This window comes from Stenotrophomonas sp. Br8, assembly GCF_014763005.1.
Taxonomy (GTDB): domain Bacteria; phylum Pseudomonadota; class Gammaproteobacteria; order Xanthomonadales; family Xanthomonadaceae; genus Stenotrophomonas; species Stenotrophomonas lactitubi.
On record NZ_JACGTN010000006.1, the window covers coordinates 80,545 to 95,494 of the forward strand.

The following is a 14,950-nucleotide window of genomic DNA, read 5'->3' on the forward strand; positions in this document are numbered from 1 at the left end:
CCAAGGTTGACACCTACCAGAACGTGGTTCAGCCACCCTCAACGATCGTTGAGGGTGCGCACCTTCAACGCCTCACGCAGCGCAGTCAGATCCACCGGGCCACGCACGGCGATGTCACGGGTTTCGCCCGGCAGCAGGTCCAGCAGATTGTCTTCCACCTGCACGTCGAGCGCGCCGAAATCGATCCAGACCGCGCGCACCAGCGCTGCGCTCTGCAGCCGCAGGCGGTAGTGGTCACCGTCGATCGTCAGGGTTGATTTCAGCTGCTGGCGTGGCAGCACCTGATCCTTAGCTTCGACGAACCCAACGACCTGCTGCGCCGTCACCCTGCCGCCCTGCAGCAGCTCGAACACCGCCACCGTCCGCGCAGGGTCAGCACCGGCCAGCAATTCGGCATCCGCGTAGTTGCCGATATCGGTCACCCCGGCAGCGACCAGCGTCACCGCCTGCTCGCGACGGCGCAGTACCTTGCCTTCCACGTCCATCACCCGCAGGCGCCACCGCGCATCCAACGGCGCGGCCTGGTCATTGATCAGGCGCACGCGTGTCCTGCCCTCATCGCGCAGCGCGACCACGGTGACCGGCGCGAAGAAGCGGCGCGCGGCAAAGTGCAGCGCCTTCCAGCGGCCGAAGTAGTCCACGCTCGACCACGACGCACCTGGCCAGACGTCGTTGAGCTGCCAGTACAGTGAGCCCATCGTGTACGGCCGCGAAGCGCGATGGTGCAACGCCGCCAGGGCGATGCCATCGGCCTGCATCACCTGGCTCAGATAGACGAAGTCCTCGAAGTCCTTCGGCGTGCCGTAGCCCAGCTCGATGTAGTGCAGCAGGCGCGTATTGCCCTCGCCGGCCATGAATTTCTGATGCGCACGGATCACCGGACTGTCGATGCGCTGCTCCGCACGGGTAGCGATCTGGTCCACCGTCGCCACTGCAGGCCAGGCCTGCAGGCCGTACTCGGACATGAAGCGCGGGGTCTCGCGCAGATAGGCCTGCACCGGCAATGCCGGATTGCCCCACACCTGCCAGTAGTGCTTGTCACCGCGGGTGGAGTCGTTGGCCTTCTCGTCCAGATCGTTGCTCGGCGAGCTGGACCAGTACGGCACGCCCAGCCCGTCTTCGCTCACCACCTGGCGCAGGTCGTTGCCGAACAGGTCAACGTAACCCTGCCAGACCTTCGCTGCAAACGCCGGATCTGCGGCCTTCAGGTCGCGGCCGTGGCCCCAATCCTTCCATGCTGTTTCTTCTTCGTTGTTGCCACACCACAGCACGATGCTGGGATGGTGCCGCAGCCGGCGCACGTTGTCGCGCGCCTCGGCGACCACGCTGGCGCGGAATGCCGGGTCGTAACCCGGCTGCATGCCACCGCCAAACATGAAGTCCTGCCAGACCAGCAGGCCCAGTTCGTCGGCGATATCGAAGAACGCATCGTCTTCGTAGTAACCACCACCCCAGTTGCGCAGCATGTTCATGTTGGCATCGCGCGCGGCGACCAGTACCTGGCGCAGTCGCGCAGCATCAACACGCGCAGGGAAGGCATCGAACGGGATCACGTTCGCGCCCTTGGCGAAGATCGGCACACCATTGATCACGAAGGCGAAGCCCTGCCCTCCCTTGTCGTCCTGCTCGCGGCGCAGCTCGACCGTGCGCAGACCGATACGCTGCTCGCGCTTCAACGTGGAATCGACACCACCGTCGAGCGAGGCCATTACGGTGTAGCGGTCCTGCGCACCATGGCCGACCGGCCACCAGCGCCGCGGCTTGGCCAGTTCAACCGGCACCTCCACGCTGTTCTGGCTGGGCTTCAGCTCGACCGTGCGCTGCACCCGTGCAACGCTGCGGCCATCGGGATCACGCACCTCAACGTCTACCGCCACCGGACCGGCGACCGCGCCCTGCTCCATCTGCAGCACCACGGCCAGCCTGGCCTTGCCTGCATCAAGCGCATCGGTGCGTACGGCCAGGTCGGTCAACCGATGCGCGCCCCATGCCTGCAGGTCAACGCCGCGCCAGACCCCAGCCGTCACGTAGCGCGGGCCCCAGTCCCAGCCGAAGTGGTAGGCCGGCTTGCGCGCGAAGTTGCCGACCATCGCGTCCTTGGGTTCATCGCCGTACGGCGAAGGATAATTGCCTGCGATTTTGTGCGGCATCGCCTGCACGCCCGGCAGCAGCGTGGGGATCGGCGAACGGAACACGATCTGAAGCTCATTGCCCTTCGCTCGCAGGCGACCTTCGACGCGGGCGCGCCAGGTGCGGTGGGCATTGTCGGCACGCAGCAGCGGCTTGCCGTTGAGCTTCACCTCGGCATAGGTATCCAGGCCATCGAAGCGCAGCTCGGCGTTGGGCCTGGCCAAGGTGACGGCGTCCACATCAAAACGGGCGCGGTACTCCCAGTCAGCCAGGCCGATCCACTGCAGCTCGGCTTCGGGCGCACCGACGTAGGGATCGCGGATCAGCTCGTGCGCCAGCAGATCGGTATGCACGCTGCCCGGCACCGTGGCCGCGCGCCACTGCTGCAGGCCCGGATGCGCCGCGCCCTGCGCGTCGCCGGGCAGCAGGCGGAATTCCCATTGCGCCTGCAGCGGTGCGGCGGTTGCAGGGAATGTGGTCGCCGCGATCAGCAGCAGGAGAAGACGGACAACGAGGGGAAGGCGATGCACGTGCGGACTCCTGTTGTTTTTGCCAGGCGTGGCCTGGCACTACTGCATTCGGACGATGTTCAACGAACGACGTTCAACACTTCGTAGCAGGCGCCCATGGTGTGGTAATCGACCTTGCCAGCCGGGCTCTTCTCGTCGCTGTACTTGCGGTTGTCTGCGTCGAGGATACGGAACCACGCGCCGTACTGATGGTCGACGAAGTGCTCCCACGAGTACGCCCAGATACGGTCGTACCACTGCCAATAGCGCTCATCGCCGGTGCGCTTGGCCATCAGTGCAGCGGTGGCGAGGGTCTCGGCCTGCACCCAGAAGTACTTGTCGTCGTCGCAGACGAAGCTGTCGCCGCCGATCGGCGCGCCGTCCATGCCGGGCTGGCGGCGCGACTCCGGTGCGAAGCCGTAGTACAGGCCGCCGCGCGCCTCGTCCCAGCTGCGCTCCACGGCCACATCGAACAGATGCTGCGCGGTCGGCAGCAGCCAGTCGGCCTGCACGTGGCGGTCCAGGATCAGCAGCAGCTTGGCCCACTCGGTCTGGTGCCCCGGTTGGAAGCCCCATGGCCGGAACAGATGCTTGGGATCGTCCAGGTTGTAGTCCCAGTCGATGTTCCAGTTGACGCCGTAGTGCTCCCAGACCAGACCGCCGGCCTTGGCCGCCTGGCGGCGGGTCATGTTGTCGGCCAGCTGCAGCGCGCGCTCGACATAGCGCTGCTCGCCACTGGCCTCGAATGCAGCCAGCATCGCCTCGCACATGTGCATGTTGGCGTTCTGGCCACGGTAACCGGTGAAGTTCCACTGGCCGTCGGCCTCGTCCCTGTACAGGCCGTGCTCCGCTTCCCAGAAGCGCGCTTCCAACAGCTGCCAGGTCTCATCCATCCACGTGCGGGCTTCTTCGATACCCGCTTTCAATGCACAGCTGTAGGCCAGCAGCACGAAGGCCACGCCGTAGCAGTGGTTCATGTCATCCTCGACCACGCCATCGCGCAGGGTCCAGGCGTAGCCGCCCGTAGCCGGGTTGCGATGCACCTCGCGCAGGTAGCGCACGCCGTGCTCGACCGCATCGCGGTACTCGGCATTGCCGAATTCGCGGTAAGCCATGGCGTAGTTGAAGACGAAACGGGTGCTGCTCACCAGGTGGCGATGGCTGGCATCGTAGATGCTGCCGTCGTCACGGAAGTAGTGGAAGAAGCCGCCCTTCGGGTCGATGCAGCGCGGGTGGTAGAACGCCATGGTGTCGGAGATGTGCGCGCGCAGGAAGGCCGGGGAACGGAAATCAGGCGAGGTGCTCATGCGGGAAGATCCTGTGCCTGCAGCAATTGCTGCACTTCATCGAACGAGGGCATCGCAGCGAACGCGCCCTTCCGTGTCACCGCCAGTGCGCCAACGGCGGCGCCGAAGCGCAGCGTGGCGGCGATCGCCTGCGGGTCCTGGCAGAACGCGGCAAAACCCGCACCCGCCCCACCCCGCTCCAGCAGCCCGACCAGCACGCCACCAACAAAGGCATCACCGGCGGCGGTGGTGTCCACGGTGGGCACGCGGAAACTGGTGACCTTGCCCTGCGTCTCGCGGGTGTACCAATGCAGCGTGGCGGCGCCGTCGGTGATGATCACCCAGCGTGCCTGCGCGGCCAGCAGGCGCCGCAGCACCAGCGCCTCGCCGTCATCGCCAAGCGGTGCCGCCAGGTACTCCAGTTCCTCGCGCGACAGCTTGACCAGGTCGGCGCGTTCCAGCGCCTGCCACAGCCGCGGTGTCGGGTCGACATCGGCCGGCCAAAGCGCCGGACGCAGGTTGAGATCCAGGCTGACCACCGCACCGGCCGTGCGTGCGCGGTCCATGCCGGCGAACGTCGCTTCGGCGATGTCCGCTTCGGTCAGGCTGTTGGAACAGACATGGAAGCACTGCGCGCCATCGAAGCAGCCTGCCTGGAAGTCGCTGTCACGGAACAGCAGGTCGGCGGCAGGCGGACGGTAGAAGCTGAAGCTGCGCTCGCCGCCCGCGTCCAGCGCCACGAAGGCCAGCGCGGTCTTGGCCGCGTCGGTGCGCACGATGTAGTCGGTGCCGACGCCGTGTTCGCTCAGGCTCTCCGCCAGGAAGTCGCCGAACATGTCGCGGCCGAGCATGCCGACGAACTGGGTCTTCGCGCCCAGCCGTGCGGCGGCCACCGCGACGTTGGCCGGTGCACCGCCTGCGTACTGCAGGAACGCGCGCGGTGTATCGGCCGAGGCCGGTGGCTGCGCTAGTAGATCGATCAAAATTTCGCCGAAGCAGACGATGGAACCCATTTTCGACTCAGCCTCCCTGCGTGCCGGCAGCCGGCGCGCGGGCGCCGACCAGTCCGTAGAAAATGATGTAGCCGTAGCACAGCAGCGGCAGGATGAAGCTGGCCTGCACGCCGACGTGGTCGGCCAGAACGCCCTGCAGGTAAGGCACCACGGCGCCACCGACGATGGCCATGATCAGCAGGCTCGAGCCCTTGCTGGTCAGCGGGCCCAGACGCTCGATGCTGAGCGCGAAGATAGTGGGGAACATGATCGAATTGAACAGGCCGATCGCTACCACCGAGTACAGCGCGACATTGCCGGAGGTCATCATGGTCAGCGTCAGCAGGCCGACATTGACCAGCGCGAAGATCGCCAGCAGTCGGCTCGGCGAGAAGCGCGCCAGCAGTGCCGAACCTGCGAAGCGACCGATCATCGCCATCGTCCAGTAGGCCGACACATAGTGGGTGGCTTCCTGCTCGCTGAAGCCGCCGATGGTGGGCATCGACAGGTAGTTGACCAGGAAGCTGCCGATCGACACTTCAGCGCCGACGTAGAAGAAGATGCCGAGCACACCCAGCAGCAGATGGCGCTTGCGCAGCGCGTCCAGGTAGCTGTGCTGATGACCCTCGTCAGCCTGCTCGGTGGTGTCGTTCAGCGCCGGCAGGCGGAACAGGAATACGAACAGGGCCAGCAGCACCAGCGCAATGGCCAGGCCCACGTAGGGGCCCTGCACTGCGTGCGCCTCGGCGGTACGGTAGGCCAGCTGTTCGGCGGCCGGCAGTGCAGCAATCTGCTCACCGCTCATGGCCGTGTTGGACAGGATCAGCATGCCGCCGAAGATCGGCGCGATGGCCGTACCCAGCGAGTTCAACGCCTGCGCCAGGGTCAGGCGGCTGGAGCTGGTCTGCTCAGGGCCAAGCAGCGCCACATACGGGTTGGCCGCGACCTGCAGCACGGTGATGCCGGTGGCCAGCACGAACAACGCACCGAGGAAGGCGCCATAGACGCGCAGCTCAGCGGCCGGCCAGAAGCCCAGCGCGCCAATGCCGGCGATCACCAGACCGGCCACGATGCCCTTCTTGTAACCCAGCGCTGCCACCAGCCGCCCGGCCGGCAACGACATCAGGAAGTAGGTGCCGAAGAAAGTGAACTGCACCAGCATCGCCTTGGCGTAGTTCAGTTCGAACACCGCCTTCAGATGCGGAATCAGGATGTCGTTGAGGCAGGTCAGGAAGCCCCACATGAAGAAGATGGTGGTGACCACGGCCAGCGCCTTGCCGTTGGTGACGGCAGGCTGGTTGCCCGGGGAACCCGATGGGCGGGGCGTTGCGGAGATCGGCATGCGGTACGCGCCTCGATGCGCGAAAGGTCGTTGGTGCGTGGAAGGGTGAAATCAGTTCAGCAGCAGAGCATCAGTTCGGACGTGCGGCACTGCTTTCGCGGATGCGCAACTGTACCGGGGCGACCGTGCGCCGTGGTGGCGCATCCGGTTCCTCCAGCCGCTGCAGCAGCAGGGACGCCGCCTGCCGGCCGCGCTCGCGAGGATCGGCGGTCAAGGTGGTCAGCGGCGGCACGGCGACCGACGCTTCGGAAATATCATCAAAGCCGGTCACCGCGAAGTCACCGCCGGGGCGGATGCCGCGCGAGTTCAGGCCCAGCATCAGCCCCAGCGCGACGGTGTCGTTGTAGCAGACCGCCGCGCTCGGCCGATGGCCGTCGACGAACAGTTCGTCGGTGCGCGCGGCCGCTTCCAGACGGTTGGGTGCCGATTCGATCATCCAGCCCGGCGGCAGCGCCAGCCCGGCTTCGGCCAGTGCCTGCTGGAAACCCGCGCGGCGCTGGTGGCAGGAACTCGATGCGGCGTGGCCACCGAAGAACGCGATCTGGCGATGGCCGCGCTCGATCAGGTGGCGGGTGGCCAGGTAGGCGCCATGCTGGTTGTCCAGGGTCAGGAAGTCCCACTCGGCGCCGTCCAGTTCGCGGTTGAACAGCAATACGTTGGCATTGGCACCCAGCGCCTGCCGCAGCAGCGTGGCATCGCTGCCTTCGGCCGGTGACAGGATCAGGCCCGCAGGCGTGTGTTCCATCAACGTGGACAGCACCGCCTGCTGGCGCTCGGGTGACTCGCCGGTACTGCCGAGCAGGGTCACGTAGCCACGCCCACCCAGCGCTTCATCCACACCGGAGGCGAATTCGGCGAAGAACGGGTTGGACAGATCGTTGATCACCAGCGCGATGCTGGACGATGTGCGTCGCCGCAGGTTCGCTGCAGCACGGTTGTAGACGTAGCGCTGGCGCCGCAGCTCGGCCTCCACCCGGGCGCGGGTATCGACGTTGACCAGCGGGCTGCCGCGCAGCACCAGCGACACGGTCGCGCGCGAAACGCCGATGGCACGGGCGATGTCGGTCACCGTCACCGCCTTGCCGGAACGCTTGCTGGAACTGCCGCCGTTGTCGTTCATCGTCTTCCCGCACTCCGATGGATGCTCAAGCCTAATGGATCGCGGCCCTGTCGTGCCGTGCCGTTCGCTGGGTTGCCTCGAACGGCACAGCCCGGCTCAGTGCAGCTGGCTGCCTGGTGCCGCACACCAGGACACCGGCAGATCCTTCACCGCCGTGCCCCAGCCCTGCGTCGGCGCCGTGCCGTCAAGCGCGAAGCGCAGCTTCGGGCCCTGCTGCAGCTGGTTCCAGCCCAGCCATACCGGCGCATGTGCCTGGCCATCAACCTGCACGCCCTGCACGTACTGCAGGCGGCGGCCATCGGCGCCTGGCGCCTCGATGCGCAGGGTGCGGCCATTGCCCAGCTCGACCTCGACCTTGGCAAAGCGCGGCGTGTGCAGCAGGAACTCGCCGCTGCCCGGCACCGCCGGGTACACGCCGATCGCACTGAACAGGTACCAGGCCGACATCGTGCCGAGGTCGTCGTTGCCGGTCACACCGTTGGGTGCATTGGTGAACAGCTGCTGCGCCGCACGCACCACCGCGGCGGTCTTCCACGGCTGGCCGATCAGCGTATACAGCCACGGCGAATGCAGGTCGGGCTCGTTGTTGGGGTTGTAGCGGAACTGGTTGTAGTAGCTGTACGGGCCGACCACCCATTCCTTGCGGGCGGCATTGAGCGGGTCGGCCTGCAGCGCATCCATCGCGAAGAAGGCATCGAGGCGGCGGCCGGCCTGTTCGCGGCCGTCCATCGCTTCGACCAGGCCCGGCACGTCCTGCTGCGCCAGCCACTGGTACTGCCAAGCCGTGCCTTCATGGAAACCATGGTGCGAGCGCGGGCTGTAGTGGCCATCGGCCGGGGTGTACCACTGGCCATCCTCGGTACGCGGACGCGGGAAACCGGTGAAGCCGGTCTCGGCATCACGCACCTGCGGGTCCCACACCTTGCGCCAGTTGCGACCGCGCTCACGCAGCGTCGCCGCGTCCTGCGCATGGCCGAGGCCATCGGCCATCTGCGAAAGCGCACAGTCGGCCAGCGCGTATTCCAAGGTAGCCGAACCACCGTGGTGCGGATCAACGTCCATGCCCTTGGACGGGAACGCGCGGTCGTAGACCACGTAGCCCTTGTCCAGATAGGTTGGATTGCCGGAACGGCCGGCCATGCGCGAGTTCAGCGGCGGCGTGCCGAAGGCATTGCGGCGCAGCGCGTCCCATGCCTGCGATTCACGGCCTTTGAGCGCACCGAAGCGCCACAGGTCGACCATGAACGGGGTGACCGGATCACCGGTCATGATGTTGGTCTCGAAGTTGGCATAGCCCCAGCGCGGCAACCAGCCACCCTGCTCGTCGATCGCCAGCAGAGTACGGCCGATGTCGCGCGCCACGTCCGGACGGGTCAGTGCCAGCCACTGGTTCTGCGCACGGTAGGTATCCCACAGCGAGAAGTACTCGTAGTAGGTCCAGCCATCGGCGCGATGGATGCCATCGTCATAGCCACGGTAGCGGCCATCGGCATCGTTGCCGGTCATCGGCTGCAGCAGTGCGTGATAGACCGCGCTGTAGAACACGGTGCGATCGTCGGCAGTGCCGCCCTGCACACGCACGCGTGCCAGCTGCTCACGCCACGATTGCTGCGACAGCGCGCGCATGCGTTCGAAGCCGAGCAGCGCCCCGCCCTGCATGCCCTCGGCGCGCAGGTTGTTGCGCGCACCTTCGGCGTCCACATGCGAAATCGCGCTGACGGCAGTAACCGACTTGCCCTTGCCCAGGTCGAAGCTGAGCCACGCGCCATTCGGCTTCTGCTCGCCTTCCATGCTGTGGCGCGCGCCCGGCAGGCCACCGCCCTCGCCCCAGGTGCCATGCGCCTTGAACGGACGGTCGAATTCGATACGGAACCAGGTGGTGTACTGATGGCCACCACAGAAGCTCTTGGTGACCAGCTTGCCTTCGACCACGCGGTCACCCACCACGTCGACCACGCTGCCGATCACCGAGTGGCGCTCGTTGGCCTGACCGACATTGACCAGCACGTGACCATCGCCCTTGCCCTGGCTGAAGGTGTAACGCTCGGCAGCCGCGCGGGTACGCGCCGTCGCTTCCGCATCAATGCCGCCGTAGCTGGTCAGACGCACCTTGTAGTAGCCGGCCTGGCCGATTTCGCCGTCATGGGTATAGGCCGAGGCATACGCCTTGTGGTCGAACTGCTTGGGGTTGGCGGTATCGAAGTCGCCGCGGGGACCGATGCTGCCCGTCACCGGCAGCACCGAGACCTGCCCACCCTGCTCCCAGCAACCGGCGCCGGACAGGAAGGAGTGGCCGAAGCCGCGGATCTTGTCGTCGTCGTAGCGCCAGCCCGAATAGTGGCTGCCGATCGGGCTGACCTGGATCAGGCCGAACGGCGCCGAGGCACCGGGGAAGGTGTTGCCGTCATCCTTGCTGCCGATGAAGGTGTTGACCTCGCGCTCCAGCGCGGCCGGCGCGGCCTGCAGCCAGGGCGTCACCGCGAGGGCCAACAGGCAGGCGATGCGGGCGAAGGGCCGATGGGACAGTGCCGACAGGCGGCGGTCGGGACGACGGTGGGACAACCTGGTCACGGGCAGGACTCCTTGGCGGCAGGGCGGCAGCGAAGGACCGGCCGCACAGGCCGAGCCCTCGTTTCCATCGGTATAAATCCGCACCCTGGCGGATTTAGATCGATTCAAGTAGAGCATGGGAATTTCGCCCAATGCATTCTGCGGCGCAGCATGAAGGGTGGGCTTCGGCCGGGCTGCGCCCGGCACCCGCAGAGGCAACGGCCGAAGCAACAGCAACAACAACTGCAACAGCAACAGCTGCATTCCGTGGGATGGCGGGGTGGGTCCGGTTGCGGGGGACGCTGCAAGTACGTCCCTGTAAGCTCGGTCGCGCCATCCATGGCGCTCACGCCCCCGCAACCGGACCCACCCCGCCTTCGACAGTTTCCTGCGATCTGCTGGAATGGCGTGGCGCGCTCCTGGTGGGTGTCGACCTTGGTCGACACGTGGTCCACGTCATGCGTGGGTTCTCTTCAATCAGATATGGAGATACTTGATTTCGATGGATTTGATCGACGCAAGGCGTCGAAGAACCATCCGTCACCGCAGATGTGTCGAGGGCGGGGCGGTGTGGGTTGGCAGGACCGTTGGCGCCATGGATGGCGCCATCGAGCCCCCATGGATGGGTTCACGGCGTGTCCTGCCAACCCACACCGCCCCGCCAAACCCATAGAAAACCAGAGCTGCTTTTGACGTTGCCGTCGCTTCGGCCTCTGCGGGCGCCGGGCGCAGCCCGGCCGGCCCACCCCTTTTGCGCATGTAACCGCTTACAGCAATTTTCCCCGAAGGGTCATTTGCACGACACGTCGCTGCCATATTGCGCAGCAACATGCGTCGGCGCCGTTGCCGTGCTAAAAATCGCCCCGCCCATCGCTTAGATCGATCCAAGACGACAGCGCGATGGCCCGGAGTTGGGGAGCAAGACAGGACGTGCCGCGCTATCTGCCAGGCGCTCGCTGCATCTGCAGGGCGAAGGCAAGATCGGCATCACGAATTAGATCGATTCAAGTTTCCGCGTCAGTCAGTCACCGGATCAATCCAGGAGAGAGGGAGAGATGGCAATGAAGCATTCAACACGTACGCAGGGCCACGACGCGTTGTCGCTGGCCATCGCGCTGGCCCTGGCCGCCGCCGTCGCCCCGCTTGGCGCTTCCGCGCAGCAGGCGGCAACGACCGGCGCGCAGGACGCCACCACCCTGGACAGCGTCCAGGTCACCGGCTATCGCTACGCAATCGAAAAGAGCCTGCAGCAGAAGCGCGACGCCAACGCCGTGGTCGAAGTGATCACCGCCGAGGACGTTGGCAAGTTCCCCGACAAGAACGTGGCCGACGCGCTGCAGCGCGTGCCCGGCGTGGTCATCACCCGCAGCGGTGGCGAAGGCAAGTCGGTCAGCGTGCGCGGCCTCGCGCCCGACCTGACCCTGACTCAGTTGAACGGCAACTTCGTCGCCTCGTCGGAAACCAACAACGAAGCCACCCGCTCGTTCAACTACACCCTGCTGCCGTCGAACATGCTGTCCAGCGCCGAGCTGTTCAAGTCGCCGGAAGCTCGCATCGACGAAGGCGGCATCGGCGGCACGGTCATCCTGCACACCCGCCGCCCGCTGGATATGGAAGCCAATTCCGGCTACGTGAACCTGGAAGGCACCTCGTCCGACACCAGCCACGACGTCGACCCGCAGGTGTCGGCGCTGTATTCCTGGCACAGCAAGGACGAGCGCTTCGGCGTGCTGGTCGGCGTGACCCAGCAGAATCGCACCAGCCGCACCATGGAAGCCAGCACCGAGGACTATCAGTGGTACGGCAACGGCACCACCGCCCGTGATGCCAACGGCAACCTGCTGGAACAGGACGGCATCCATTACTGGTGGGGCAAGTCCGGCTTCAACAACCAGACCGGCAAGAACTACAGCGAGTTCTTCATGCCGACCTCGGTGAACTTCGCGGTGAAGGAAGAGAAGCGCGAGCGCACGGGCGGCCAGCTGACCTTCCAGTTCAAGCCGATCGACAACCTGACCCTGACCGCCAACTACTTCCGCTTCGAGCTGCAGGGTGATTACACCCAGAACATGCTGAAGGTGCCGGAGTGGAGCATGGCTCGCTTCAACGGCGACGGGAACTGGGCTGGCGGACGACTGCTCAATGGGCTGGACTTCGACCCCAGTGGCAGCATCGTGACCGGCGCACAGTTCGAAAAGCTGCCGGGCAAGACATATATCTGCAGCGAAGAGCAGGCGAAGGCGGCCGGCCTGGCACCGGGCGGCTGGGGCCCGGATGACTGCACCATGCCTACCCCGCAGTTGACCGGTGGCTACAGCAAGGAAAAAGCGCTCTCGCAGACCGCCGACCTGACCATCGATTGGGACATCAGCCCGCTGTGGAAGGCGTCGTTCACCGGCGGCCGCACCTGGTCTGAAGGCGGCCCGTCGATGAACTTCCGGATGTCGGCCAAGCCGCGCCGAAAGGTCGGCAACGAATGGCAGTCTGTCAATTACACCGCCTGGGACCTGACCGGTACGCCATCGGCACAGTTCTCACCGGATCTGCAGCAGCAGTTGATGGCCGGCATCGCCGAAGTGGACACCGGCTCCACCGACTCGTCGTGGATGCAGACCGAGGTCGAGCAGAACTACTTCCAGGCCGATTTCACCAAACTGTTCGAAGCCGGTTGGCTGGATTCGATCCAGTTCGGCACCAAGTACCGGGACGGCAAGGTGCACCGCAATACCGGCAATACCTACTGGGTGTGCCAGGGCCTGGACCCGGCGGACTACAAGAACAACCGCTACCAGGCCGGTTGCGATTCAACTGCCGGCGATGCCCAGCCTGGCTTCTTCCTGTCCAACCCGATCAGCAACATTGCCGGCGGCTTCAACGCCAACGTGTTCCCGGGCATCAACTACCCGGCCTACATCGATTACCTGAACAAGACCTACGGCGGCTCGCATAACCGCACCGAGGAAGACTTCGTCTACGACGTCAACGAGAAGATCTACTCGGGCTACTTCCAGGCCAACTTCCGTACCGAGCGCGTACGCGGCAACGTCGGCGTGCGCGTGGTGCGCACCAGGCAGTTTGCCCAGTCCAGCGATTCGGTCGAACGCTTCAACGACTACTTCGTGGACAACGCCAGCGGCGCGCCGATGAGCTGCGATGACCCGGCCGCCGATCCCGCCCTGCGCTGCCAGGGCGGCTTCGTGCGCGTGCCTGACACCCAGGCCAGCGACAAGGTCTTCACCTTGGCCTCGTTGGACAAGACCTACACCGACTTCCTGCCCAGCTTCAACATCGCCTGGGATATCACCGACAACCTGGTGCTGCGTGGCGCGGCTTCGAAAGTGATCGCCCGCCCGAGCTATACCAGCATTGCCTATCCCGGCGGCCTCACCTACATCAGCGAGGAGTACAGCAACGACCGCCGCGTCGCTGGCGGCACCGACACTCCCGGCTGGTATGGCTCGGGCAGCAACAAGGCACTGGAACCGTTCAAGGCCGTTCAGTTCGACATCGGCCTGGAGTGGTACTTCAAGCCGGGTTCCGCAGCCGGTGTCGCGCTGTTCCGCAAGAACGTGGACAACTTCACCGTGCCGGTGGTGCGCGATCAGCAGATGACCGTCGGCGGCCAGACGGTCACCGTGCAGAAGTACCGCACCGAGGCCAACGGCCGTGATGGCGTCTCGCAGGGCGTGGAACTGTACGGCCAGTACACCTTCGACATGGGCTTTGGTGTGCAGGCCAACTACACCTACAACGACACCAACCTGGCCTCGATCGTGCTCGATGGCGAAGAGATCGGTTCTTCGCCACTGGTGGGCAGCGCCAAGAACCAGGCCAACGTGACCGTGTTCTACGAGAACGACAAGATCCTGGCCCGCGCCTCGTACAACCGTCGCGGTGAAGTGGTTGGCGGGCTGCAGAATGGCATGACCACCTACACCAAGCCGTACAGCCAGCTCGACCTGAACGTTGCCTACAACCTCACGCCGGACTGGACGGTCACCGCGGCAGTGCTCAACGCCACCAAGTCGGAACTGCGCAGCTACATCGGCAATGACAGCCAGGCCCGTCTGCTGTCCAACCTGTATGCCGGCCGCCAGTTGTACTTCGGCGTGAACTGGAAGTTCTAAGGTCTCACCCCCGCCTGTGGGCGGGGACGATCCTCCACGGCAGCCGCGCTGGTACAGGTGGCTGCCGTTTTTTGTGGTCCCTTCGCTCCGGGGAACGCTTGACCCTGCCATCGTTGCAAAGTGCACACTGCCTCCACCCCCAAGTGAATCGAAGGAGCTACAGATGGAATTCCATGTGGAAGGCATGACCTGCGGTGGCTGCGCGCGCAGCGTGACCAAGGCGATCGAACTGGTCGACCCGGCAGCGACCGTGTCGGCCGACCCGGCAAGCCGCCGCGTGCAGGTACAGACGTCGGCCAGCCAGGCACAGATCGTCGCGGCACTGACCGAAGCGGGTTTCCCGCCACGTACGGCCTGATCACGCTGCCAACTGCATGAACAATGCCCGCCCCGCGCAATTGCCGGGGCGGGCATTTTCTTTTCCATCTGTCTTCGTCAGGTCCTGCGCGCGCGCCTGCGTACTGCCCCGGCGGGCGCTGCAACCGGCGCAGCGCCCTCTTCGCCCTCGCCCAGCCGCTGCAGGATCGGGCACTCGGGTCGATCATCGCCGGCGCAGCAGCTGATCAGCGATTTCAGCGTGTCGGCCATCTGCCGCATGTTCTCGATGCGCTGTTCCAGGTCATCGATGTGCTGCTCGGCCAGGCGCTTGACGTCGGCGCTGTGGCGCGACGTGTCGTTCCACAGGCCCAGCAGGTCGGTGATCTCGGCCACCGAAAAGCCGAGATCACGCGCGCGACGGATGAAACGCAGCCGATGCACGTCGGACTGCGAATAGGCGCGATAGCCCGCGCCGGTGCGGTCAGCGGGCGGAATCAGGCCGATCTGCTCGTAGTAGCGGATCATCTTGGCCGACACGCTGGATGCCTTCGATGCTTCACCGATGTTCATGCAATC

General features: G+C 65.5%; 9 protein-coding genes. 2 read left to right on the forward strand and 7 right to left on the reverse strand.

The window, feature by feature from the left end:
* Positions 1-38: 38 nt before the first annotated feature.
* The 6 genes from H3005_RS06110 to H3005_RS06135 all read right to left on the reverse strand — a co-directional run bounded on the left by H3005_RS06110 (position 39) and on the right by H3005_RS06135 (position 9,914).
* Entirely contained in the window at positions 39-2,660 is a 2,622-nt protein-coding gene (locus H3005_RS06110; RefSeq protein ID WP_191077771.1) for a glycoside hydrolase family 2 protein, read from the reverse strand.
* A gap of 59 nt (positions 2,661-2,719) precedes the next feature.
* A complete protein-coding gene (locus H3005_RS06115) occupies positions 2,720-3,946 on the reverse strand; it encodes an AGE family epimerase/isomerase (protein ID WP_100552417.1) in 1,227 nt (408 codons plus the stop codon).
* The gene (locus H3005_RS06120; RefSeq protein WP_100465219.1) at positions 3,943-4,938 is read right to left on the reverse strand and encodes a carbohydrate kinase; all 996 of its coding nucleotides are present in this window, start codon (positions 4,936-4,938) and stop codon (positions 3,943-3,945) included. The genes H3005_RS06115 and H3005_RS06120 overlap by 4 nt, the downstream gene beginning before the upstream one ends.
* Positions 4,939-4,945: 7 nt before the next feature.
* Positions 4,946-6,259, reverse strand: a complete 1,314-nt coding sequence (gene fucP / locus H3005_RS06125) for an L-fucose:H+ symporter permease (RefSeq protein WP_100552416.1) — start codon at positions 6,257-6,259, stop codon at positions 4,946-4,948.
* 70 nt (positions 6,260-6,329) lie between these two features.
* Positions 6,330-7,379 carry a LacI family DNA-binding transcriptional regulator gene (locus H3005_RS06130; RefSeq protein WP_100552415.1) on the reverse strand — a complete coding sequence of 350 codons (1,050 nt, stop codon included), beginning with the start codon at positions 7,377-7,379 and terminating at the stop codon, positions 6,330-6,332.
* A gap of 96 nt (positions 7,380-7,475) precedes the next feature.
* Entirely contained in the window at positions 7,476-9,914 is a 2,439-nt protein-coding gene (locus tag H3005_RS06135; RefSeq protein WP_165781018.1) for a GH92 family glycosyl hydrolase, read from the reverse strand.
* A gap of 1,070 nt (positions 9,915-10,984) precedes the next feature.
* Here H3005_RS06135 and H3005_RS06140 point away from each other — a divergent pair.
* Both H3005_RS06140 and H3005_RS06145 read left to right on the forward strand, forming a co-directional pair.
* On the forward strand, positions 10,985-14,056 hold the full coding sequence (locus H3005_RS06140; protein WP_191077772.1) for a TonB-dependent receptor: 3,072 nt from the start codon (positions 10,985-10,987) through the stop codon (positions 14,054-14,056).
* Between the two features lie 163 nt (positions 14,057-14,219).
* Positions 14,220-14,414, forward strand: coding sequence for a heavy-metal-associated domain-containing protein (locus H3005_RS06145; RefSeq protein WP_100552413.1), 195 nt, complete (start codon positions 14,220-14,222; stop codon positions 14,412-14,414).
* 77 nt (positions 14,415-14,491) lie between these two features.
* Here the strand turns inward: H3005_RS06145 and cueR are convergent, their stop codons facing one another.
* The gene (gene cueR, locus H3005_RS06150) at positions 14,492-14,944 is read right to left on the reverse strand and encodes a Cu(I)-responsive transcriptional regulator (RefSeq protein ID WP_191077773.1); all 453 of its coding nucleotides are present in this window, start codon (positions 14,942-14,944) and stop codon (positions 14,492-14,494) included.
* Between the last annotated feature and the right edge of the window lie 6 nt (positions 14,945-14,950).